Raw genomic sequence first — 22,910 nt, forward strand, 5'->3', positions numbered from 1 at the left:
AGTCCTTATGAGCGCTGCAGATTCAGCTTTTAGTTTAGATAGCGTCGAGCAAGCCATCGCCGACATCGCGGCCGGCAAGGCCGTCGTCGTCGTGGACAATGAAGATCGGGAAAACGAAGGTGATCTCATCTTCGCCGCCGAGCTCGCCACCCCGGAACTCGTGGCTTTCATGGTGCGTTATAGCTCCGGATATATTTGTGCACCTTTGCTCCCAGAGGACTGCAAGCGCCTGAACTTGCCCCCGATGATGGCGGTTAACCAGGACGTGCGGCAGACCGCCTACACCGTCACCGTGGACCTGGCTAATGGCTCCACTGGCATCTCCGCTACCTCGCGCTGTGAGACCATCCGCAAGTTGGCTGATCCCTCCTCCGAGCCGTCGCAGTTTACGCGCCCGGGCCATGTCGTCCCGCTGGCTGCCCGCCCGAATGGTGTGCTCGAGCGTGATGGCCACACGGAAGCCGCGATCGATCTGGCACGGTTGGCGGGGCTCCGCCCGGCCGGCGTGCTCTGTGAGATCGTTTCCGAAGAAGACCCCACGGATATGGCTCGCTCGCCGGAGCTGCGCCGCTTTGCCGACGCCCATGGGCTCACGATGATCTCCATCGAGCAGCTCATCGAATGGCGCCGCCACAATGAGCAACAGGTTCACCGCGAGGTAGAAACCCGCCTGCCCACCGAGTACGGCGAGTTTCGCGCGGTGGGCTATGTGAATGGCGTCGACAAGCGCGAGCACATTGCCCTCTTCGTCGGTGACGTGGAGAGCTATTCCGGTGCGGAAGACGTACCTGTCCGCGTGCACTCTGAGTGCCTGACCGGTGATGTCTTTGCATCTGAGCGCTGTGACTGCGGCCCGCAGCTGCAGGAATCCCTCCGCGCGGTCCAAGCGGCCGGGCGTGGCATTGTCATCTACCTTCGCGGACAGGAAGGGCGTGGCATTGGCTTGGTGAACAAGCTCAAGGCCTATCGCTTGCAAGATGACGGGATGGACACCGTCGACGCCAACGTGGAACAGGGGCTGCCTGAAGACGCCCGCGAGTACTCCGTTGCCGGACAAATCCTGCGCGATGTGGGCGTGAAATCCGTCAACCTCTTGACCAACAACCCACACAAGGGTGAAGGGCTACAGGGCTTCGGCATTGACGCCACCGCCCGCACCGGGCTGGCTACACCCGCCACGGCCGAAAACATTAGCTATCTGCGCACGAAGCGCGACAGGATGGGCCACGACCTGCCACAGGTGGCCGAATGGGATCTCAAACACTCTTAGAGCATTAAGACCGAACACTAGAACAAAACAAAGGAGCACACCGTGAGCAAGGAAGGCCTGCCAACCCCGAACAATGTTTCGGGAGAGGGACTGCGCGTCGCCGTAGTCACCGCCACGTGGAACGCCGAGATCTGCGATCAGCTGCACCGCCGCGCGCTTGAGACCGCCGAAGCCGCTGGCGCTGAGGTCACTCCGTTGCGCGTCGTCGGCGCCCTTGAGCTGCCCGTCGTGGTCCAAGCTGCGGCGCGCACCCACGATGCTGTCGTGGCGCTGGGCTGTGTCGTCCGCGGCGGCACTCCGCACTTTGACTACGTGTGTGATTCGGTCACGCAGGGACTGACGCGCATTGCTCTCGACGAGTCGACGCCTGTGGGAAATGGTGTCCTGACGGTGAACGACTATGAGCAAGCCGTCGATCGCGCCGGATTTGAGAACTCTTCAGAAGATAAAGGCGCGGAGGCTATGCATGCAGCTTTAGAAACCGTGCATACGTTGCGTACACTGAACGAGTCGACCCTAAAGTAGGCTGCCAAGCGCAACCACGGCGATCTGCATACCGCGCAGGTCCGTGGCCTTTCTTAGCGGAGTGATGAGGAGATGGAAACTCGATGACGGATCCACAGGTGCCTTCGGCGCACGAAGAGCGCGCGCGATCAGCCCGCGCTGGCAAGGCCTCCCAATCCTCGCAGCCGGTGGCGGCCGCTGCGTCTGGGGGTTCCTCGAGCGTGAGCGATGAGCAGGTGCGGGCTTATACCAGCGCCGATCCCTTCGCCCAGACTTCATCCAAGCCCTGGGAGTATGAGGCCACCTCGCCCTATCTGCGCAAGGTGGCAATCATCTGGATCATCCTTGTGATGGCAGCGCACCTGTTTATGGGCTTCACGGTTGGCTTGTCCTTTACCGGCGCGACTGTGACGACGATTGATAAGTTTGCCTTCCCCGGCGTCGGCGTGATTATCTCCATCCTGTCTTGGTTGGCACTGACGCGTCCGCGGCTGCGCGCGAACTCCGATGGCGTAGAGATCCGCAACATTGTGGGAACCCGCTTCTACCCGTGGCAGGTCATCTATGGCCTGTCCTTTCCCGAAGGCTCGCGCATGGCACGCATCGAACTTCCTGACTTTGAATATGTTCCGGTGTGGGCCCTGCAATCGGGCGATAAGCAGGACATTATCACCAAGGTCCGCTCTTTCCGTGACTTGGAAGCCCGCTACATGCCGCAGGATGACTAGTGGCCGATCCCTCTGAGTACCGCCCTGCGCCCGGAAGCATCCCCACGGATCCGGGCGTTTATAAGTTCCGCGATGACAATCGCCGCGTCATCTATGTGGGCAAGGCAAAGAATTTGCGGGCGCGGCTATCGAACTACTTTCAAGACATCACGCAACTGCACCCGCGGACCCGCCAAATGGTCCTCACTGCGGCTTCGGTGGAATGGACCGTGGTGGCCAGCGAAGTGGAAGCGCTGCAGTTGGAGTACACGTGGATTAAGCGCTTCGATCCACGCTTCAACGTCATGTACCGCGATGACAAAACGTATCCGATGCTCGCGGTATCTGTGGGGGAAACCATCCCGCGAGCGTTTTTCTACCGCGGCCCACGCCGTAAAGGTGTGCGCTACTTTGGCCCCTATTCCCACGCCTGGGCAGTGCGTGAATCGCTTGACCTGCTGACGCGAATTTTCCCCATGCGCACGTGCGCCAAAGGGGTATTCAACCGCCATGAGCGCTTGGGGCGGCCTTGTTTGTTGGGTTATATCGGAAAATGCGATGCCCCTTGCATTGGCAGGGTGAGCGCCGAGGAACACCGTGAGACGGTGAACCAGCTGCTGAGCTTCATGAACGGCAATACCGGTCCTGTGCGCAAGCGACTAACGCAGCGAATGGAGGAGGCCTCAGAGAACCTCGAGTTCGAGTTGGCTGCCCGCCTGCGCGACGATCTCGGCGCGATTGACAAGCTCATGGAGCAACAGGCTGTGGTGCTTTCCGACGGCACCGACGCCGACCTCATCGCGTTTAGCTCCGACGAGTTGGAGGCGGCAGTTCAGATCTTTCACGTGCGCGCGGGGCGCATCCGCGGCCAGCGAGGCTGGGTGGTGGAACGCTCCGGTGACCAAGCCATCACGGAGCCAATCGAGGAAGGACAGCCTGATCCGGGGCTTCCGGCGCTCATCCAGAATTTCTTAATCCAGTTCTATTCGGATGCCGTGGAGCGTCAGCGCCAGGAGGCCGCGGAAGACGCCAAGCTGGAGCGCAGGGGAGTAGACCAGGAATCCCATACCGCGGTTCATCGGGGAAACGCCATCCCCCGTGAGATCTTGGTCCAAACGCTGCCGGACGAAGCCGGTGAAGTGAAGATAGTTCTGGAGGACCTGCGGGGCGCGCAGATTGACTTGCGGGTTCCGCAACGCGGTGACAAGCGCGCCTTGATGGAGACCGTCGAGCGCAATGCGAAGGAGCAGCTGCGGCAGCACAAACTCAAGCGAGTCGGAGACCTTACTGCTCGATCCGCAGCCCTGCAGGAGCTGCAGGAAGCGTTGGACATGGATTCCGCGCCGCTGCGCATCGAGTGCACGGATATCTCGCACATTCAGGGCACCGATGTCGTGGCCTCCCTGGTGGTTTTCGAAGATGGGCTACCGCGCAAGTCCGATTACCGCCGCTACCGCATCAAGGAGGCGGCGGGCGATGGCCGCTCCAACGACGTGGGATCCATCGCTGAGGTGACCCGGCGCCGCTTCAAGCACCACCACGAGGACAAACGAGCGGTTCCGGACGAGGAGCTGGAAAACACCACCTTCGCTGAAGAAATGGTCCGCGAGGAGGCCGCGAGCCAGACCAAACGCAGCTCCTACCCGCCGCAACTGTTCATCGTCGACGGTGGCGCACCGCAGGTGGCGGCGGCGCAGGCGGTGTTCGACGAGCTCGGCATCGTCGATGTGACACTCATCGGCCTGGCCAAGCGCCTGGAAGAAGTGTGGGTCCCGGGCGATGATGAGCCGGTGATTCTGCCGCGTAATTCGCAGGCGCTATTTCTTCTTCAGCACCTCCGCGATGAGGCGCACCGCGTAGCTATTACGTACCACCGACAGCAGCGGTCGAAGCGGATGCGCTCGTCCGTACTCGATGCGGTACCGGGATTGGGGCCGCAGCGGCGCACCGATCTGGTGAAGCACTTCGGGTCAGTGAAGAAGCTCAAAGAGGCCAGCGTGGAGGAGATTGCTGCGGTGAAGGGGTTTGGCCCGAAGCTGGCGCAGACGGTATTTGATCATCTCCAGGATTCCTAAGCAGGTTTCCCTCCTTGCCTCGTGATCAGATGGTAAGAATGGAAGTCATGACGCTGTTAGACTCCCCACCCATTTTGATCACGGGCATGTCAGGCGGTGGCCTGACGTCGGCGGCTAAAGTGCTGGAGGATAAGGGCTATTACGTAGCCCACAACATTCCGCCGAAGTCTATCGTCGACCTACTGAGGCTGTGCGCTCGGCCCGATTCCCCGGTGACAAAGATTGCCGCGGTGACCGATGTGCGTTCCCGAATGTTTCCGGGTTCTTTAGCGGAAACCTTGGAGGAACTCGAAAAGCTGGATATGAAGCCCACCCTGCTTTTCCTCGATGCGCGCGATGATGTGCTCATCCGTCGCTTCGATTCGGTGCGGCGTACCCACCCGATGCAGGAGGGTGAAACCCTCAAAGCAGGCATCCAACGTGAGCGCGCAGCGGTGCAATCAATTCGCGAGCGCGCGGATATCATCATCGATACGACCAACCTGTCCGTCCATGATCTGCGTCGCGCGATAGAAGCATCCTTCGGCGAAATGGGTCATGAGAAGCAACACGTCACGCTTGAGTCCTTTGGCTTCAAGCATGGTTCCCCGCGTGATGCGGACCTTGTCGTTGATGTTCGCTTTCTTCCCAATCCCTATTGGGTACCTGAGCTGCGGGGGTACCGTGGCACCGACGAGCCGGTTGCGGATTATGTCTTGTCTCAAGAGGCGGCTGAGCCCTTTATCGAGCGGTTCATCACCATGTTTGACTCGATGCTCACCGGCTACCGCCATGAGGGGAAGAACTTCATCACCGTGGGTATCGGTTGTACCGGTGGACACCATCGCTCCGTGGCCGTTACGGAAGAGATTGCCCGCCGCCTCAGGGACCGCGGTGACCTCGATGTGAGCACGTTGCACCGAGATATTTCTCGCGATTAGGTGCGATAAGATACGTATTCATTCCCTACCTGAGTAGTTGAAAGCTAGTGTTCCCGTGACGACTCTCCCTATCCACATGGCTAGCCTGGGCGGCGGCCATGGGCTGTATCAAACTCTGCTGGCCGCACGCCGTACGGGCGCGGAGACAATCTCCGCCATCGTCACCGTGGCCGATGATGGCGGTTCCTCCGGCCGCTTACGCCGTGAGATGGATATAATCCCGCCTGGTGATTTGCGCATGGCCCTTGCCGCTCTGTCGAGCGATTCGGAAGAAGGACAGCTGTGGGCTTCTACTTTGCAGCATCGATTCCAGAGCACTGGTGCCATGGCCGGGCACGCTGTGGGCAATCTCCTTATCGCCGGTCTCAACGAGGTGTTGGGGGACTTCCAGGCGGCGCTCGATGCCGTTGCGCGTTTGACGGAGTCGGCCGGACGGGTGCTGCCGGCCGTCAATCTACCGCTCGAGATTGAGGCGGATGTTTCCGGGCTTGACGACGACCCCCGTATCATGCGCTCCGTGCGCGGCCAGGTGGCCGTTGCCTCAACTGTGGGGCAGGTGCGCCGCGTGCGCATCATCCCGGAGAAGCCGGAAGCTAACCCGGAAACGATCGCTGCGCTGCACGACGCGGATCTGATCACCTTGGGCCCCGGCTCGTGGTTTAGCTCCGTGCTCCCGCACGTTCTCGTTCCGGACATCGTCAACGCTATAACGTCGTCGGATGCCCTTCGCGTGGTGGTGCTCAATCTTTCCGCCGAACCAGGGGAGACCCAGGGGTTTTCTGCGGAGCGCCACCTGCACGTGCTAGCGCAGCATGCGCCAAACCTGCGGGTCGACAAAGTCATCGTCGACGGCACCGGTCTCCCCAATGAATCGGAGCGAGTCTTTGTGCAGCGCGCTGCTAGTGTGCTCGGCGCCAGCGCAGTATTTCGGGATGTCTGTCAGACGGACGCTGATGGGAACTCGCTGAACAAACACTGTCCAGACAAGCTAGCGCAAGTGCTCACCGAACTGTATTCCGAGTACGCTGCCGAACGTGGGGCGACGGCGGGTGCCCCGGGCACTCATCGGGGCTAGGCGCACGATAGACTATGGGGCATTCATTGTTCACTGCTACGTCATAGCGCACAAGTGCGGCGCGACGCGTTGCGTGCCTTCCAGAGTGAGGTCAGGTTGCGTCGTACTGCGCTACTGCCGACGTTCGCGGTGCACTGTGTCAAGAGTTGAAAGGGGAGGCACGAGGTGTCTGCGTCGTTGACCGATCAGGTCAAGGAAGAGCTTACGGCGGTGTCCGTACCGCGCCATTCCGCTCGTGCGGCGGAGGTTGCCGCAATTCTCAGGTTTGCCGGTGACCTCCACATCACCGGGGATCGAGTGATGTACGAGGTCGAATTGGAATCCCAGAGCGTGGCCAATCGTTTAGTCACCGCGCTCGATGAGCTGTACTCAATCGCGGCGAGCACCCATGTGGCGGGTCCCGCTGCATCCTCTAAGAAGAGCAGGGTGCAAGTGCGAATCACCTCTGGGGCCAAGGAGCTTACGAGGCGGCTGGGATTGGTAACTCGCTCCGGACACCCCGTGGTGGGCCTGCCACCGCAGGTCATTTCAGGTTCTGTTGCTGATAATGAAGCGGCGTGGCGTGGAGCCTTCTTGGCTCAAGGATCATTGACAGAGCCGGGCCGCTCTTCAGCGCTCGAGGTGACGTGTCCGTGCCAGGAGGCGGCTCTCGCCCTCGTGGGCTGCGCGCGCCGTTTGGGCGTGGTGGCGAAGACCAAGGAAACACGCGGCGCCGACCGCGTCGTGGTGCGCGATGGCGACGCCATTGGCGCGTTGCTGACCCGTATGGGCGCTCAGGAGACTCGCCTGACGTGGGAAAAGAAGCGCATCCAGCGGGAGGCTCACGACACCTCCCGCCGCCTCGACAACTTTGACGATGCCAACTTGCGCCGTTCCGCTCGAGCGGCAGTAACCGCTGCGGCCCGCGTCGAGCGTGCCATGGTGATCTTGGGTGATGACGTGCCGGAGCACTTGGCTGATGCTGGCCGTCTACGTGTGCAGCACCGCGAAGCCTCCTTGGAAGAACTCGGGCGATTGGCAGATCCGCCGATGACCAAGGACGCGGTGGCTGGGCGTATTCGCCGCCTATTGTCCATGGCGGATAAACGCGCCAAGGAACTTGGTGTACCGGATACGACGAAAGCGGTGACTGAGGATCTCTTTGAGGAGTCCTAGAATCCAAACGTCGTAGTTTCCAATCCTTGCCCCAGACAGAGTCGTGGGTGCCCGTTCGGGCACTGAAAGGCTCGTCTGGGGCATTTTTCACGGTTTGGGTGCCCGTACTGTTTTGGGTTAACCCGCTCTTTTCCGGTTAAGTGAGATATCCCACCCTACAATTCCGGCACCCAACACAATCCCACATAATCGGGCATTACCGCAGGTGTCTGAACTTTGGTCCCCCACCATCCCCGATAGAAGCCTTAACAGTGTACGCCTCTTTGTGCCGTCATGTGAGAGCTTGCAACAGGAGCTCACATGCTCACTGCGGGAAGCACAATGGGTCGGTACTATCGGCCGTGTTGGGAAAACCACCGAGCACGTCACGGAAGTGGCAGAGCAACGGTTCCGCGGAAGCGGTTTACCGCACTGCCGTTAAAGACAGAGTCTCGGAAGCCCCACAACAGAACTTCACTCGATTATTTGAGGAGACATTACAGTGACCATTCGCGTAGGTATCAACGGATTTGGCCGTATCGGCCGTAACTTCTTCCGTGCAGTTGCACAGGGCAACACCGACCTCGAGGTCGTAGCCGTCAATGACCTGACTGACAACGGCACCCTTGCCAACCTGCTTAAGTACGACTCCGTGCTGGGCCGCTTCGACGGCACCATCGAGCACGACGAGGAGTCCATCACCGTCAACGGTCACCGCATCGCTGTCTCCGCAGAGCGTGACCCGAAGAACCTGCAGTGGTCTGAGCACAACGTTGACATCGTCATCGAGTCCACCGGCTTCTTCACCGACGGTGAGGCTGCCAAGGCTCACATCGAGGCCGGTGCCAAGAAGGTCATCATCTCCGCACCGGGCAAGAACGTCGACGGCACCTTCGTCTACGGCGTCAACTCCGACAAGTACGATGCTGAGAAGCACAATGTCATCTCCGCTGCTTCCTGCACCACCAACTGCCTGGCTCCGATGGCAAAGGTCCTCAACGACAAGTTCGGCATTGAGAAGGGCCTCATGACCACCGTTCACTCCTACACCGGTGACCAGCGCCTGCAGGATGCTCCGCACCGCGACCTGCGCCGCGCCCGCGCCGCCGCCGTGAACATGGTTCCGACCTCCACCGGCGCTGCTAAGGCTGTCGCTCTGGTTCTGCCGGAGCTCGAGGGCAAGCTGGACGGCTACGCAATGCGCGTTCCGACCATCACCGGTTCCGCCACCGACCTGACCTTCGAGGCTTCCCGCGAGGTTACCGCCGAGGAGATCAACGCTGCCATCAAGGAAGCTGCTACCGGCGAATTCGGTGAGACCCTGGGCTACACCGAGGACCCGATTGTCTCCACTGACATCATCACCGACCCGCACGGCTGCATCTTCGATGCCGGCATGACCAAGGTCTCCAACGGTAACCTGGTCAAGGTACTCGGCTGGTACGACAATGAGTGGGGCTACACCAACCAGCTCGTCCGCACCACCTCCTTGGTTGCCTCCAAGCTCTAAGGATTAAATTCTTAGAATGAGCACAGTGAACCAAGCTGTGATTGCCTGCGGTAGCACCACAGGTTAGAAAACCGGCCCATGCGCCACGCCTCATGATTACGTGGCGTGCGCTGGGCCGTTATTCGTCTATCTAGAACGCACACGGCGCCCCGATCCCGCCGTGCTAGGCGTTCACCACACTTTCTAATTGAATAGCATTAACCTTTAGCTTGAATACCTACCTTTAAGGAGAACACTATGGCTTTCAAGACTGTGGACGACTTGCTCGCAGAAGGCGTTTCCGGCCGTCACATCCTTGTTCGTTCGGACTTCAACGTTCCGCTCGATGACGAGGGAAACATCACCGACTCTGGCCGTATCACCGCCTCGTTGCCGACCATCAAGGCACTGATCGAAGGCGGAGCCAAGGTCATCCTGTCCGCGCATTTGGGCCGCCCGAAGGGCGAGGTCAACCCGAAGTACTCCCTGGCACCGGTTGCTGAGGCACTGTCTGAGGCCCTGGGCCAGTACGTTGCCCTGGCCGGCGACGTCAGCGGCGAGGATGCCCATGAGCGCGCCAACGGCCTCAATGATGGCGATGTCCTGCTGCTCGAGAATGTTCGCTTCGATCCTCGCGAAACCTCCAAGGACGAGGCCGAGCGTGGGGCCTTTGCCGATGAGCTCGTTGCACTCGCTGCGGATAATGGCGCCTTCGTTTCTGATGGCTTTGGCGTCGTCCACCGCGCACAGGCTTCGGTGTATGACGTCGCCAAGCGCCTGCCTGCCTACGCCGGCAAGCTGGTTCAGAAGGAAGTGGAGACCCTCGCAGCAGTGGCTGAGAATCCTGAGCACCCGTACGTTGTCGTACTCGGCGGCGCTAAGGTTTCCGACAAGCTCGGTGTGATCGAAGCCCTTGCTGGCAAGGCCGACAAGGTCATCATCGGCGGCGGCATGTGCTACACGCTCCTGGCTGCTAAGGGCTACAACGTTCAGAATTCCCTGCTGCAGGAAGACCAGATTGACAACTGCAAGGAGCTGCTCGAGCGCTTTGGCGACAAGATCGTCCTGCCGGTCGACCTCGTTGCTGCAACCGAGTTCAACGCTGACGCAGAGAACAAGGTCGTTGCACTCGACGGAATTCCGGAGGGCTGGATGTCCCTCGATATTGGACCGGAGTCTGTAAAGAAGTTCGACGAGGTCATCGCTTCCTCCAAGACCGTCTTCTGGAACGGCCCGATGGGCGTGTTCGAGATGGAGGCCTTCTCCAAGGGCACCGCAGGTGTCGCTCAGTCCATCATCGACGCCACCGCGAAGAACGGCTCCTTCACCGTCGTTGGCGGTGGCGACTCCGCAGCCTCCGTCCGCCTGCTCGGCCTCGACGAAGAAGGCTTCTCCCACATTTCCACGGGCGGCGGCGCTTCCTTGGAGTTCCTGGAGGGCAAGGAGCTGCCGGGCGTTAAGGTCCTGGAATCCTAGTCATATACACCGTCAACACAGTCTGATCTAGAAAGGCTAATCATGGCACGTACCCCGCTTATTGCTGGTAACTGGAAGATGAACCTCGACCACAAGGAAGCCATCAGCTCCCTGCAGAAGTTCGCCTTCTCTCTGCCGAAGGACTACTACGAAAAGGTCGACGTGGCCTTCATGGTCCCGTTCACTGATATCCGCACTGTGCAAACGCTTGTCGACGGCGACGACCTCCAGTTCACCTATGGCGCACAGGATATTTCCAAGCACGAGTCTGGCGCCTACACCGGTGAAGTATCCGGCAAGATGCTGTCCGCCTTGGGCTGCTCGTGGGCAGTCGTAGGCCACTCCGAGCGCCGTCAGTACCATGGCGAGACCGACCAGCTCGTTGCGGAAAAGGCTGCAGCGGCGCTGGCCAACGGAATCAGCCCGATTGTGTGCGTCGGCGAACCCCTCAACGTGCGCGAGGCTGGCACCCACGTCGACTACGTGGTCACCCAGACGCGCAACTCCCTGCAGGGGCTTTCCGCAGAGGATCTTGCCAAAACCGTCATCGCATACGAGCCCGTGTGGGCAATCGGCACCGGTAAGGTTGCCTCCGCTGATGACGCACAGGAAGTGTGCGCCGCTATCCGTGAGCTCGTTCGCGAGCTGGGTGGCGATGAAGTGGCCGAAGGCATCCGCATTCTCTACGGTGGTTCCGTCAAGGTCGACTCCATCGCAGAAATCGTGGGCAAGCCTGATGTAGACGGCGGCCTCGTCGGCGGTGCATCCCTGAAGGGCGAGGAGTTTGCCAAGTTGGCGGCTAACGCTGCACAGGGCGCTTAGTCCTCCCAGCTGATCGCATCTGCACCACTCTGTCGTGGCGGGTCGGAATGGTTTCTGGCCCGTCACGTGGTGTATCATCAAGGTTTATTGCGCCCGTTCGCTGGCGCCCCTTTTCCAGCGTGAAAGTGATGCACACCTTCACGCGCCACACTAACCGTTTGAACGCGTACAACAAGGAACTATTTCATGATCTTGGCACTGGAAATCATCCTCGTGATTGCCGCAATCTTGATGTCTATCTTCGTGCTGCTGCACAAAGGTAAGGGCGGCGGCCTGTCCAGCCTCTTTGGCGGCGGCGTACAGTCCAACCTGTCTGGTTCCACCGTGGTGGAAAAGAACCTCGACCGCTATACCGTGGTCATGGTGGTCATCTGGCTCGCCTGCATCGTAGCCCTGAACCTGCTGCAGGCTTATAGCTAAAGGCCGCTGACGAGCCTCCGGCTCCGGACACGATTAACGCCGCGTGCCTCCTCACGTCGAGGGGACACGCGGCGTTATAGGTTTTCTCGGGTTGCGCGCACGCGTTGTTAGAGCTTCTGCGCGGCGTCTTCGCTCACGAAAAGCAGGGTCTCTTCTGTTCCCTGGGCGCCAGCGGCCGGCCAGTCTTCTGCGGTAGCGCCAGCAACGAGGTGTGATACCGCCTCGGCTTTTTCCTCGCCGGAGACAAGGAACCAAATGCGCTGAGAGCGGTTGATCGCGGGATAGGTTAGCGTGACACGCTCCGAAGGTGGCTTCGGGGAATCGTGGACTGCGAATGCATAGTCCGAGTCCTCGTAGACTGCCACCGAATGCGGGAAGAGGGAATTGATATGGCCTTCGTGTCCCATGCCGAGGAGATGCAGATCAAAACCCTCAGGTGCGAATTCACGAATCTCGCCTTCATAAGCCTGGGCGGCGTGTTCCATGGACACGGCGCCCAAGTCATAGCCGTGGATATGGCGCTCGGGAACGCCGACCTGGCTCAGGAGAGCTTCGCGGGCTTGGCCCTCGTTGGAATCAGGATCACTGACCGGCACGTTGCGCTCGTCGCCGAAGAAGACATAGACTCGCGTCCAGTCCACCGAGAGGGCAGGGAAGTCGGTTCCTTGCTGCTGGGCGGCGTGAGCAAGGCGAGCCAATTCGCGCAAGACACCAATGCCTGCACCGCCACCGGTGAGGACTACGCGGGCTACTCCGTCTTTGTGAAGGCCTCCGCCCGGGGCTTGAACCGCCGCAACCGTCTCAATAAAGGCGAGTGCGGCGGAGGATATGAGCTCATCGATGTCGCTAACGCGGCGAAGCGTGACCATAGTGCAGAAAGATCCTTGTGAATGCTGTGTCTAGGGGTCTAGGGGTCTAGGTGAAAAAGAAAAGTTTACGACTACACACTGTAGTCCACTCGAGCTAAAGCGCGGAGAGAATGGGCGTATGTCTTATCTGCGTCGAGGTGGCGGAGTTCCTCTGAGAGTACTTCCGCTTCGGAACGTACGGTGAGGCTTACGAGGGACTCTGGGGAGCCGGGAACGCTGACCCTGACCGTCTCGGAATCGACAACGGTCACGCTGACATCTGCAGTGGGGCGGCGGAAGACTACCGAGGAGATCGGGAAAGGACCCGCGGCGCAGTCCGAGACGGTGCGGGTGACGGGGACGGAGAGGGCGTCGAGAAGCCAGCCAGCTGCAAAGTCGACTGCAGCGTGGTGCTCAGCACCAGAAATTTCGACGGAAGTGACCGGCTCATGGGGGTGACGGTCAAGCGCCGAGGCTACGATGCCTCGCCACAGGGTAATAGCGCCCCACGACATGTCGGAATCACCAGGCGTGTAGCCCGAAGACAACACGTGCAGGTCATACTGGTCAACGCCGCTGCCGAAAGCCACGTTCGTAATGCGGCGTTGGGCGAGTGCGCCGATGGGCACCGCGGCTGGTGACGGCGGGCACGCGGTGGGCCACCATGCCACGATTGGGGTATCGGGAAGAAGAAGGGGAGTAACCACGGACTCCGCTTGGTCCGCTAGCGCGCCGTGCAGGTGCATCACGACGATTTCGGAAGCGCCCGCTTCGCCGCCCACGCGCAGCTCGGCGTCGAGCCGCGTCTCTTCCTCCAAGGAACCTGTGGCAATCACGATGACGCGAGAAGGGTGCTCGTGGGAGGCATCACGAACCGAGGCGAGAAGGTTGTCTAGGTCATCGCCCTCCTCAGTCATGACGATGAGGGTGAGGACGCGGCCTGTCGTGAGCGTGTAATGCTCCTGCATTTCCACGAGCTTCTTGGAGATCTTGCGCGTAGTCGTATCGGGCAAGGGGATAATCATTAAGCCATTCCTCCTAGGGACCTACGGACGACGCCAGGAATGTCCCCGGCGGCGCAGCATTTTATCGGCAGACTCCGGTCCCCACGTGCCGGCGCGGTATTGCTCCGGCTGACCAATGTTGGACCAGTATTCAATGATGGGATCGAGGATGGACCAAGACAACTCAACCTCTTCATTGGTGGGGAAGAGGGAAGACTCGTCAAGGAGGGCGTCGAGAATCAGGCGCTCATAGGCCTCGGGAGATTCCTCCGTAAAGGCCTCGGCATACGCGAAGTCCATGTTGACATCACGGACCTCCATCGTGGATCCGGGGACTTTGGAACCAAAGCGCATGGTGACGCCCTCATCTGGCTGAACGCGGATCACCACGGCATTCTGGCCTAGAGCCTCAGCTTGGCCTTGATCAAAAGGCTGGTGGGGTGCTGTCTTAAACACGAGCGCAATTTCAGTCACACGGCGGCCTAGGCGTTTGCCAGTGCGCAGGTAGAAAGGAACGCCCGCCCAGCGGCGGGAATTGACCTCAAGAGTGCAGGCTGCATAGGTTTCCGTCGTGGATTCCGGATCAAAACCCTCTTCCTCCCGGAGGCCTTTGACATATTGCGATCCCTGCCAGCCGGCGGAGTATTGGCCACGCGCAGTGGTCTTGTTCAGCGGATGCACGGCGTTGGTGGCTCGCAGCACCTTAATCTTTTCCGCCTGAAGAGCCTCGGGGTCGAAGGAGGAGGGCTCCTCCATTGCTACGAGAGCAAGCAATTGGAGGAGGTGGTTTTGGATGACGTCGCGCGCGGCGCCGATGCCGTCATAATAGCCGGCACGCCCGCCCAGCCCGATGTCCTCAGCCATCGTGATCTGCACGTGATCGATGTAATGCGCATTCCACATTGGCTCGAAAATCTGGTTGGCAAAGCGCAGGGCCATGATGTTTTGGACCGTTTCCTTGCCCAGGTAATGGTCGATGCGGAAAACCGAGGACTCAGGGAAGACGGCGTTGACAATCTCGTTGAGCTCGCGCGCGGAAGCCTGATCGTGTCCGAATGGCTTTTCAATGATGACGCGGCGCCAGGAATTATCCGTGCTATCGGCCATACCGACGCGCTCAAGCTGGTGGCAAATATCGGAGAAAAACTCCGGCGGTACCGAAAGATAGTAGGCCCAGTTTCCACCCGTGCCGCGGGAGTCATTGAGCTCCGCCAGCCGCGCAGAAAGCTTGTCAAAGCCGGCGTCATCGAAGTTGCCCTGCACAAACTCGATTCCCTTGGCAAGGTGCTCCCACACATGCTGGTTGAAGGTGGTTCGCGCACCTGCTTCGGCGGCCTCGCGGACATAGTCACAGAATGCCTGCTTGTCCCAGTCGCGACGGCCGTAGCCGACCAAAGTGAAGCCTGCCGGAAGCAATCCGCGGTTGGCCAAGTCGTAGATGGCGGGGAGGAGCTTCTTGCGCGCCAAGTCACCCGTGACGCCGAAAATCACCATGCCAGAGGGGCCGGCGATGCGTGGCAGGCGCTTATCCTTCGAGTTGCGCAACGGGTTGACCCACGCGCTGCTAGTGCTCACTAAGTGTCCTTTCGGTCTGTGTGAGGTAAGTCCAACAGCCCAGCATAGCGACACGCGCCCCGCCGACCATAGTTGCATGGCCATTTGCGGTGCGCGCGGCGATTGTAGGCGGTCAAGAATTCACGTTCGATTAGGAGAGGCGATCAGTCATGGAGGCAAGCAATTCCTCCCAGGCGTTGACGAACTTGTCGACGCCCTCCTTCTCCAGCACAGCAAAAACATCGTCGAAGTCGATGCCGACTGCCTTCAGTTGTGACCACACGTTCTCTGCCTGCTCAGCAGAGTCACTGAGAGCGTCGCCGTGCAGGTTGCCCTGTTCGAGAACGGCATCGATGGTTTTCTCCGGCATTGTGTTGACGGTATCTGGGCCAGCTAGCTCGGAGACGTACAGCGTGGCGGGGTAGTCGGGGTTCTTGACGCCCGTCGACGCCCACAGGGGGCGCTGCGGGTGTGCACCAGACGGCAGGTGTGCGCCTGGCTCCTTGAATTCCTTGAGGAACAGGGCATAGGCACGCTGGGCGTTGGCAACCCCGGCCTTTCCACGCAGTGCGAGGGCCTCCTCAGTGCCGATCAGCTCGAGGCGCTTGTCCACTTCGGTATCCAGGCGGGAGACGAAGAAGGATGCCACGGAATGAATCGTGGAGACGTCCTTGCCAGCCTCGGCAGCGCGCTTGATTCCCTCCTTGTACGCAGCGATGACGTGGGCATAACGCTCTACGGAGAAGATTAGGGTGACGTTGACGGAGATACCTTCCGCAAGCGCCTCGGTGATGGCTGGTAGGGAGCCTTCCGTAGCCGGAATCTTGATCATGAGGTTGGGGCGGTCAACCTTGGCCCACAATTCGCGCGCCTGCTTCAAGGTTGCGTCTGCATCGGCGGAGATGCGTGGGTCAACCTCGATGGAGACGCGGCCGTCGCGCCCGCCCGACTTCTCGTAAATCTCAGTGAAGATATCGCATGCGTTGCGGACATCGTCGATTGCCAGCGAGTACACCGCCTCATCTGCGGCAGCGGACTTTTCCTTCAGCGCTGCGATGTCGGCGTCATAGGAGGTGCCGGAGGACATTGCCGCGGCAAAGATGGCTGGGTTCGTGGTGACGCCCACGATGGACTTGGTGTCCAAGAGCTCACGAAGATTGCCGGAGTCTAGGCGCTCGCGGGAAAGATCGTCGAGCCAGGTCGACGTCCCGAGGCGAGCCAATTCATCAATATGCGTCATGGTGTTGTGCAGATCCTTTCGTGGTGAGAACTCGGAACGGGAAACTAGCTTTCCTTGGCAGCGTTCAGTGATTCCCGGGCGGCGTCGGCAACAGCGTCGGCGGTGAAGCCGAACTTCTCAAAGAGCTCCGCCGCCGGTGCGGAGGCACCGAAGTGTTCCAGGGATACAGTGCGGCCGAAAGTACCGGTGTACTTGTGCCACGGCATCGAGATGCCAGCCTCCACGGAGACGCGAGCGCGGACTGAGGAGGGAAGGACCGATTCGCGGTAGGAGGCGTCCTGCTCGTCGAACCACTCCAGGCACGGAGCGGAGACAACGCGCGTTGCCGTGCCTTCAGTCTCGAGCTGCTTGGCGGCTTCTACCGCGAGCTGAACCTCGGAACCGGTGGCGAGGAGAATGACGTCCGGGGTTTCCTTCGACGCTTCAACGAGGACGTAGGCGCCGCGGCGAACGCCTTCGGCGGCCTTCTCCTTGGTGCCCTCGAGAACCGGAAGATTCTGACGAGAGAGTGCTAGGCCCTTCGGTGCAGCCTTGTATTCCATCGCCGCGGCCCATGCCTGGGCAGTTTCGTTGGCATCTGCCGGACGGATGACGGAGAGATTCGGGATGGCACGCAGTGCTGCGAGGGTTTCTACCGGCTGGTGGGTCGGGCCGTCCTCACCCAGACCAATCGAGTCGTGGGTCCACACGTAGTAGGTATCAGTAGACATGAGCGCACCGAGGCGCACAGCCGGGTACTGGTACTCGGAGAAGATGAGGAAGGTACCGCCGTAAACGCGGGTATTACCGTGCAGCGCGATGCCGTTCATGATTGCGGACATGGCGTGCTCACGAATACCGAAGTGCAGGTTGCGGCCGTAAGGCGTGGCCGTCCAGGCACCCGTGGTGATGGACTCCGGGCCGAAGGAATCCGCGCCCTTGATGACAGTGTTGTTGGAACCCGCCAGGTCGGCGGAGCCGCCCCACATCTCCGGCAGGGAGGCTGCGAGCGCTTGGATGGCGGCCTCAGAGGCCTTGCGCGTGGCCAGAGATTCGCCTGCCTCCCAGGTGGGAAGGTCAGCGGCGAAGTCAGCCGGAAGTTCCCGGGCCTGGAGGCGGTCGAAGAGCTTCTTTTCCTCCGGGTGGGCCGCAGCCCATGCGTCGAACTTCTCCTGCCATTCGGCGTGCTTTTGTGCACCGCGGGCAGTCAGCTCGCGGGTGTGAGCGAGGACTTCCTCGTCGATGTGGAAGGACTGTGTGGGATCGAAGCCGAGGACTTCCTTGGTGGCGGCGACCTCATCCTCACCGAGGGCGGCGCCGTGGACGCCACCGGTGTTCATCTTGTTCGGTGCCGGGTAGCCGATGACCGTCTTCACACGGATGAAGGAAGGCCGGGAGGTCTCGGCGCGGGCAGCAGCAGCGGCTGCCTCGATGGCTTCAACGTCCTCGCCGGATTCGACGGTCTGCACATGCCAGCCGTAGGCCTCGTAGCGCTTGGCCACATCCTCATTGAAGGCAATGTTGGTGTCGTCCTCAATGGAGATGCGGTTGTCGTCCCAGAAGACGATGAGGTTCCCCAGCTTCTGCGTACCCGCCAGGGACGAAGCCTCAGCAGTCACGCCCTCCTGCAGGTCACCGTCCGAGGCGATGACGTAGATGAAGTGATCGAAGGGAGACTCGCCAGCTGGGGCGGAGGCGTCGAACAATCCGCGCTCCTTGCGCGCGGCCATTGCCATACCAACCGCGGAGGCTAGGCCCTGGCCCAGCGGGCCGGTAGTGATTTCTACGCCGTCGGTGTGGTGCACCTCCGGGTGGCCGGGCGTCTTGGAACCCCAGGTGCGCAAGGACTTGAGGTCCTCCATTTCGAGGCCGAAGCCACCGAGGAAGAGCTGAATGTATTGCGTCAGGGACGAGTGTCCGACGGAAAGGACGAAGCGGTCGCGTCCGGCCCAGTGGACGTCTGCTGGATCGTGGTTTAGCACGCGTTGGTAGAGCGTGTAGGCCAACGGGGCCAGGGACATAGCGGTACCCGGGTGGCCGGAGCCGCAGTTTTGGACTGCGTCGGCAGCTAGCACGCGCACAGTATCCACGGCGCGGGTATCGAGGTCACTCCAGTCCGAAGGGTAGCGGCGCTGGACCATAGCCTGCAGTTCCGGGGACAACTTATCGTGCGACACGGCGAAAACCTCACTTCGCTTCTGGAAACAGATATACCGTTTATCAGTGTAAAGGTTTTTCGATCCTCGGCGGGGGATTATAGAAACCAGGTTTCGGACGGTAATCTGGCATGGTTGACGCCGTTGCTCCCTGCTATCGGCCAGTGGCCGGCGAGTTTTCTCCGGAGAATGATCTGGATTCTCGCCACGAGGTTTTCAGGATGTGTTCTAGACGTCCTTGGGAACTTTCTAGCACGAGCAGACGACCACTACTTCAGACCAATAAGCCATTCACCCACGTGCCGGATTTACGGAGGACTGTTCCTTGGAGACCATCAAGGCCTATTTTGCGCTAACGAAACCGAGGATCATTGAGCTCCTCCTCGTGGCAGCAATCCCGGCTATGCTCCAGGCCCAGCGTGGATTCGAGGCGGTGTCGTCGAATTTCTGGCTCATCTTATCCACCATCTTTGGTGGCTGGATGGGTGCCGCAGCAGCCCACACGTTCAACAACGTTGTGGACTATGAAATCGACCAGAAGATGCAACGTACGCGCGCTCGCCCGCTGGTGCGCAAGACCATTGCGCGCCGCAATGCCGCCGCCTTCGCCTGGGTCATGCTGGTGCTGTCCGTCTTTTGGCTGGGCGTGCTGGCGCATTCTTGGCTGGCCGCGTTCTTCGTGCTGTTGACCAACTTTTTCTACGTCATCGTCTACACGAAGTTCCTCAAGATGCGGAATTCCCAGAACATCGTGTGGGGCGGTCTCGCTGGCTGTATGCCCGCCATGGTGGGCTGGGCAGTGATTCGGGATAACGCGCCCGCGGGGGAGCCCGATAAGTGGTGGCAGGCCGTGGTGTTGTTCCTCATCATTTTCTTCTGGACCCCACCACACACGTGGGCACTCGCAATGAAGTACAAAGAGGACTACCGCAAGGCTGGGGTACCGATGTTGCCCGTTGTTGCCGGAGAAGTGGAAGTAACTCGCCAAATCGTTTGGTACACAATCGGAACGGTCATCGTAACCTTCCTCATCATCCCGGCCGCTTCGTGGATCTATCTGGTGGCCGCGGTGGCTTCCGGTGTGGTCTTCCTGTGGATGGCCATCCGCCTGCACCAAGGAGTAAAGAAGGGCGCAAAGGTCAAGCCCATGCGCCTGTTTATCTACTCCAACAACTATCTGTCAGTTCTTTTCATCGGCCTGTCCATCGACGCCATCGTGGGTTGGGAGCCCATCGGGCGCATGCTGGGTTGGTCAGCCACGCTCTTTTAATTAGCTAGTGTTTATCTAGCTATTCTTCCTCCCGCACGCGCAAAACAATTGAGCCGGTGGTCTTGCGCTCTTGGAGGTCGCGGTGGGCCTGAGCGGCTTCTGCAAGCGGATATTCTGCAGATACGCGGAAGTCAAGCTCGCCGTCGATAACAGCCTGCACCACGGCTTGAGCACGCATCTGGAACTCGCCTTCTTGGGAGGTCCAGGCGCCGAGTGAGGGGCGGGTGAGGAAGATGGAGCCGTGCTTATTCAGCAGCTGCGGATCCATGGGCGGGACTGGTCCCGATGCGGCGCCGAAGAGCGCCACAGTACCGCGCGGGCGCACGACTTCGAGGGACTCGCCGAAGGTCGCCTTGCCGACGCCGTCGTAAACCACGTCAACCCCACGCCCACCGTTGTGGCGGCGTACCTGTTCGGCCAGGCCACTGCTGTAGCGGAAGACACAGTCAGCACCTGCACCGTAGGCCAGCTCTTCTTTCTCATCGGTGGAGACCACTGAGTAAACGGTGGCGCCGAGGGACTTGGCCATCTGCGTAAGGACTAGGCCGACGCCGCCCGCACCGGCGGTAATCAGGCACGATGCGCCTTCCCCAAGCTGATATACACCGTGGGTGAGATAGTGGGCCGTCATGCCTTGGAGGAGCATGGACCCTGCGACGGCGGACGGGATCTCATCCGGGACGGCCACCACGCGGTCGCGCGGCACACAGACTTGCTCGGCATAGGAACCGAATGCGTGATCCCAGGCAACCATCGTGCCCGGGGCGATCTCCCCCTGGGGATCGTGCACAACCCGGCCGGTGCCTTCGAGGCCGAGAATGAAAGGCACAGAGGCGTTGTAGATGCCTTCGCGGTAGTAGGTGTCGATGTAGTTGACGCCGGCCACGGAGACGTCGACAAGCAACTGCTCCTGCGATGGCGTGGGGGAATCTACCTCAGCGTAGGTGAGGACCTCAGGCCCTCCGGTCGTGGTCACCTGAATAGCATGCATGGTGTCTAGGCTAAACGACACCCCAGCCCCCGCGCAGCAAAAGCGCCGCCTTCCTCCTAGCGTGGTGGGGAAGACGGCGCTGTGAGCACCTACCGGGTTGCCCTAGCTTTGGGTTGCGGAGCTGCTTTCGACACCAGGTTGAGTAGCGCTGGAGGAAGCAATTTCAGTGGTGCGGACGCGGCGCAGTCCATGCGCCCACAGTAGGGCGGTGAAGGCCGTAACCACCGAGGACATGCCAACGTGGAAGGGGACCGTCCAGCGTGGAATGTGCAGGTAGAACTGCGTTACGCCAAGAGCCCATTGGATGACGATGCAGGCAATGAGTACCCAGCCGGCCTTCCTGGCTGCCTTGGGCGCACCAGTGCGGTGAAGGAGGATGACCACGATGAGGGTCAGCGCCAAGTAGACGTACATGCAGATAGCGTGGATGACGGCCATGCCATAGGTATCGACACCGAGGCGCCCCTCCATGCCCACGCCAGCGTCGCCGGAGTGTGTTCCAGAGCCGGTGACAAAGGTACCGGTGAGAAGCACGATGGAGAGCGCTACCGCAGCAACGACCGCGAGCGTGCGCACGGCGGCGGGGAAGAGGCGAGTAGGGGTTCCGTCATCGGGTTCGTTGATGCGGGAGAACAGCATGGCCGCAATCCACACTAGGGCCATAGAGGGGAGGAAGTGAATTGCCACACTCCACCAAGAAAGCTTCAGCACGACCGACAGGGCACCAATGAGTGCCTGCACGAAGATACCTGCGAGCCCCGTCCAGGCATAGACCTTGAGCTCCTTGCGGCGCTGCGCCTTGTGAACGGCCACGATGCTGGCGATGGCCGCGGCCGCCACAACAAAGGTCAGCAGGCGGTTACCAAACTCAATGGCCTGGTGCAGCATGGGGGCCGCGCCCTGGATAGGAACGAGGGAGCCGGGGTGGCAGTTGGGCCACGTCACGCAACCAAGGCCGGAGCCGGTCACGCGGACGATGGAACCCGATACTGTAATGCCAGCCTGACAGATTAAGAGGACGAGTGCGATAATGCGCTGTGTCTTCAGCGAGGGTCCTGCAGGATTTGTAGCAGGCACAGGGGTGCGTTGAGAAGAAATGTTGGCAGTACTCACGGGTACTCAGCCTACCGCTCGGCACCGCTCCGGAACCAAAACCAGCATGTGCGTCACGCCGTGCAAGGGAGAAGAATCACTTTTAGCCCTCGAAGCGGAACCAACGCACCGCTGCAAACGACGCTACCGCTGACCAACCGATGAGGACGAGGATCTCAAAGACAGGGAACGCTCCTTTAAGAGCGATGTCGAGCCCACCGGCCATCGCCACAGTGGGTACGAGCGTGAGTACCCCATTATCGCCCAGACCCTGAGAATACATCACCCAGCCGACGGTGCCGAGCAGAATGAACCAAATGAGGTTGGACACCGCCAGGACAGCCTCAGAGCTGAGGGTCCCGCCGAGCAGCAAGCCGAGCGCTGTAAATGTGGCAACACCAAACGCCAACACCACCACACCGATGGCGGCACCGCCGGCAGTAATACGCAGCCCGAGGATGGCAGCTGCTGTGCCCAGTACAAGGACCTGAAGTACCACCATTGAAAGAACGCCAAGGATCTTTCCCACCACGATGGCCCAAGCCGGAACTCCTGATGCGCCCGTTCGTTTGAGCGCGCCATAGCGACGGTCGAAAGCCAGAGAAATAGCTTGGCCGGTAAACCCAGAGGATGTAGTGCCGACGGCTAGGACCATGGGGAAGATCTCCTCTACGCCGTGGCCCGTACTGTCCTGCATCTTGGCGGCGCCGATCAGGATAGCGAGCGGAATGATGATGCTCAGTAGCTGTTGCTCGCCGTGCCGCAGCATCAGCTTTGACTCGATTGCCCCTTGGGCACGGGCCATGGCGGCAACGCCAACGCGCTGCGGATTCGGGCTGAATGTGCCGGGTGCGAAGGTGCTCATGGAGCTTCTCCTTGATCAA

20 protein-coding genes are annotated in these 22,910 nt (G+C 60.5%); 12 read left to right on the top strand and 8 right to left on the bottom strand.

All coding sequences use genetic code 11. The features are described from left to right. Positions 1-7: 7 nt before the first annotated feature. The 11 genes from HMPREF2912_RS00795 to secG all read left to right on the top strand — a co-directional run bounded on the left by HMPREF2912_RS00795 (position 8) and on the right by secG (position 11,892). Positions 8-1,270 (top strand): bifunctional 3,4-dihydroxy-2-butanone-4-phosphate synthase/GTP cyclohydrolase II, encoded by a 1,263-nt coding sequence (locus HMPREF2912_RS00795; RefSeq protein WP_070524307.1) that lies wholly within the window; start codon positions 8-10, stop codon positions 1,268-1,270. 42 nt (positions 1,271-1,312) lie between these two features. After that, positions 1,313-1,795, top strand: a complete 483-nt coding sequence (gene ribH / locus HMPREF2912_RS00800; RefSeq protein ID WP_070524305.1) for a 6,7-dimethyl-8-ribityllumazine synthase — start codon at positions 1,313-1,315, stop codon at positions 1,793-1,795. Between the two features lie 83 nt (positions 1,796-1,878). Further along, a complete protein-coding gene (locus tag HMPREF2912_RS00805) occupies positions 1,879-2,502 on the top strand; it encodes a PH domain-containing protein (protein WP_070564436.1) in 624 nt (207 codons plus the stop codon). After that, positions 2,502-4,556: an excinuclease ABC subunit UvrC gene (uvrC, locus tag HMPREF2912_RS00810; RefSeq protein ID WP_070683013.1), complete on the top strand. Its 2,055-nt coding sequence runs from the start codon at positions 2,502-2,504 to the stop codon at positions 4,554-4,556. The genes HMPREF2912_RS00805 and uvrC overlap by 1 nt, the downstream gene beginning before the upstream one ends. A gap of 38 nt (positions 4,557-4,594) precedes the next feature. Beyond that, positions 4,595-5,476, top strand: coding sequence for an RNase adapter RapZ (gene rapZ, locus HMPREF2912_RS00815; RefSeq protein ID WP_070524299.1), 882 nt, complete (start codon positions 4,595-4,597; stop codon positions 5,474-5,476). Between the two features lie 76 nt (positions 5,477-5,552). Further along, entirely contained in the window at positions 5,553-6,551 is a 999-nt protein-coding gene (gene yvcK / locus HMPREF2912_RS00820) for a gluconeogenesis factor YvcK family protein (protein WP_070524298.1), read from the top strand. Between the two features lie 165 nt (positions 6,552-6,716). Continuing rightward, on the top strand, positions 6,717-7,706 hold the full coding sequence (gene whiA, locus HMPREF2912_RS00825) for a DNA-binding protein WhiA (RefSeq protein ID WP_070623485.1): 990 nt from the start codon (positions 6,717-6,719) through the stop codon (positions 7,704-7,706). A 481-nt stretch (positions 7,707-8,187) separates the two neighbouring features. After that, entirely contained in the window at positions 8,188-9,195 is a 1,008-nt protein-coding gene (gene gap, locus HMPREF2912_RS00830) for a type I glyceraldehyde-3-phosphate dehydrogenase (protein WP_070623482.1), read from the top strand. A gap of 237 nt (positions 9,196-9,432) precedes the next feature. Continuing rightward, positions 9,433-10,650, top strand: a complete 1,218-nt coding sequence (gene pgk, locus HMPREF2912_RS00835; RefSeq protein ID WP_070683015.1) for a phosphoglycerate kinase — start codon at positions 9,433-9,435, stop codon at positions 10,648-10,650. Positions 10,651-10,692: 42 nt separating this feature from the next. Then, positions 10,693-11,472 (top strand): triose-phosphate isomerase, encoded by a 780-nt coding sequence (gene tpiA, locus HMPREF2912_RS00840; protein WP_070683017.1) that lies wholly within the window; start codon positions 10,693-10,695, stop codon positions 11,470-11,472. A 186-nt stretch (positions 11,473-11,658) separates the two neighbouring features. After that, entirely contained in the window at positions 11,659-11,892 is a 234-nt protein-coding gene (gene secG / locus HMPREF2912_RS00845) for a preprotein translocase subunit SecG (RefSeq protein ID WP_070524288.1), read from the top strand. 107 nt (positions 11,893-11,999) lie between these two features. Here secG and pgl read toward each other — a convergent pair whose 3' ends face one another. The 5 genes from pgl to tkt form a co-directional block, all read right to left on the bottom strand. Further along, positions 12,000-12,761 (bottom strand): 6-phosphogluconolactonase, encoded by a 762-nt coding sequence (gene pgl, locus HMPREF2912_RS00850; RefSeq protein WP_070683021.1) that lies wholly within the window; start codon positions 12,759-12,761, stop codon positions 12,000-12,002. A 71-nt stretch (positions 12,762-12,832) separates the two neighbouring features. After that, the gene (locus tag HMPREF2912_RS00855) at positions 12,833-13,765 is read right to left on the bottom strand and encodes a glucose-6-phosphate dehydrogenase assembly protein OpcA (RefSeq protein ID WP_070683023.1); all 933 of its coding nucleotides are present in this window, start codon (positions 13,763-13,765) and stop codon (positions 12,833-12,835) included. A gap of 21 nt (positions 13,766-13,786) precedes the next feature. Continuing rightward, positions 13,787-15,319 (bottom strand): glucose-6-phosphate dehydrogenase, encoded by a 1,533-nt coding sequence (gene zwf / locus HMPREF2912_RS00860; RefSeq protein ID WP_083303832.1) that lies wholly within the window; start codon positions 15,317-15,319, stop codon positions 13,787-13,789. Positions 15,320-15,449: 130 nt separating this feature from the next. Then, positions 15,450-16,538 (bottom strand): transaldolase, encoded by a 1,089-nt coding sequence (gene tal / locus HMPREF2912_RS00865; RefSeq protein WP_070623470.1) that lies wholly within the window; start codon positions 16,536-16,538, stop codon positions 15,450-15,452. Between the two features lie 44 nt (positions 16,539-16,582). Next, entirely contained in the window at positions 16,583-18,658 is a 2,076-nt protein-coding gene (gene tkt, locus HMPREF2912_RS00870; protein ID WP_210396354.1) for a transketolase, read from the bottom strand. A gap of 340 nt (positions 18,659-18,998) precedes the next feature. Here tkt and HMPREF2912_RS00875 point away from each other — a divergent pair, with 340 nt between their 5' ends. Further along, positions 18,999-19,943, top strand: coding sequence for a heme o synthase (locus HMPREF2912_RS00875; RefSeq protein WP_070683026.1), 945 nt, complete (start codon positions 18,999-19,001; stop codon positions 19,941-19,943). A gap of 19 nt (positions 19,944-19,962) precedes the next feature. Here HMPREF2912_RS00875 and HMPREF2912_RS00880 read toward each other — a convergent pair whose 3' ends face one another. The 3 genes from HMPREF2912_RS00880 to HMPREF2912_RS00890 form a co-directional block, all read right to left on the bottom strand. Then, positions 19,963-20,934 (bottom strand): quinone oxidoreductase family protein, encoded by a 972-nt coding sequence (locus HMPREF2912_RS00880; RefSeq protein ID WP_070524523.1) that lies wholly within the window; start codon positions 20,932-20,934, stop codon positions 19,963-19,965. Between the two features lie 102 nt (positions 20,935-21,036). After that, positions 21,037-22,047: a COX15/CtaA family protein gene (locus HMPREF2912_RS00885; protein ID WP_070683027.1), complete on the bottom strand. Its 1,011-nt coding sequence runs from the start codon at positions 22,045-22,047 to the stop codon at positions 21,037-21,039. Between the two features lie 82 nt (positions 22,048-22,129). Next, entirely contained in the window at positions 22,130-22,891 is a 762-nt protein-coding gene (locus HMPREF2912_RS00890; protein ID WP_070683029.1) for an ABC transporter permease, read from the bottom strand. Positions 22,892-22,910 lie beyond the last annotated feature (19 nt).

It is taken from the genome of Corynebacterium sp. HMSC056E09 (assembly GCF_001813425.1).
Lineage (GTDB): Bacteria > Actinomycetota > Actinomycetes > Mycobacteriales > Mycobacteriaceae > Corynebacterium > Corynebacterium hesseae.

Excerpts from the sequence above, each read along its gene's own strand:
- HMPREF2912_RS00890 (WP_070683029.1), bottom strand. The coding sequence starts at position 22,891 with ATGAGCACCTTCGCACCCGGCACATTCAGCCCGAATCCGCAGCGCGTT.
- HMPREF2912_RS00855 (WP_070683023.1), bottom strand. The coding sequence starts at position 13,765 with ATGATTATCCCCTTGCCCGATACGACTACGCGCAAGATCTCCAAGAAG.
- HMPREF2912_RS00795 (WP_070524307.1), top strand. The coding sequence starts at position 8 with ATGAGCGCTGCAGATTCAGCTTTTAGTTTAGATAGCGTCGAGCAAGCC.
- rapZ (WP_070524299.1), top strand. The coding sequence starts at position 4,595 with ATGGAAGTCATGACGCTGTTAGACTCCCCACCCATTTTGATCACGGGC.
- pgl (WP_070683021.1), bottom strand. The coding sequence starts at position 12,761 with ATGGTCACGCTTCGCCGCGTTAGCGACATCGATGAGCTCATATCCTCC.
- HMPREF2912_RS00805 (WP_070564436.1), top strand. The coding sequence starts at position 1,879 with ATGACGGATCCACAGGTGCCTTCGGCGCACGAAGAGCGCGCGCGATCA.
- HMPREF2912_RS00880 (WP_070524523.1), bottom strand. The coding sequence starts at position 20,934 with ATGCATGCTATTCAGGTGACCACGACCGGAGGGCCTGAGGTCCTCACC.
- pgk (WP_070683015.1), top strand. The coding sequence starts at position 9,433 with ATGGCTTTCAAGACTGTGGACGACTTGCTCGCAGAAGGCGTTTCCGGC.
- tal (WP_070623470.1), bottom strand. The coding sequence starts at position 16,538 with ATGACGCATATTGATGAATTGGCTCGCCTCGGGACGTCGACCTGGCTC.
- tkt (WP_210396354.1), bottom strand. The coding sequence starts at position 18,658 with ATGGTCCAGCGCCGCTACCCTTCGGACTGGAGTGACCTCGATACCCGC.
- secG (WP_070524288.1), top strand. The coding sequence starts at position 11,659 with ATGATCTTGGCACTGGAAATCATCCTCGTGATTGCCGCAATCTTGATG.
- yvcK (WP_070524298.1), top strand. The coding sequence starts at position 5,553 with ATGGCTAGCCTGGGCGGCGGCCATGGGCTGTATCAAACTCTGCTGGCC.
- tpiA (WP_070683017.1), top strand. The coding sequence starts at position 10,693 with ATGGCACGTACCCCGCTTATTGCTGGTAACTGGAAGATGAACCTCGAC.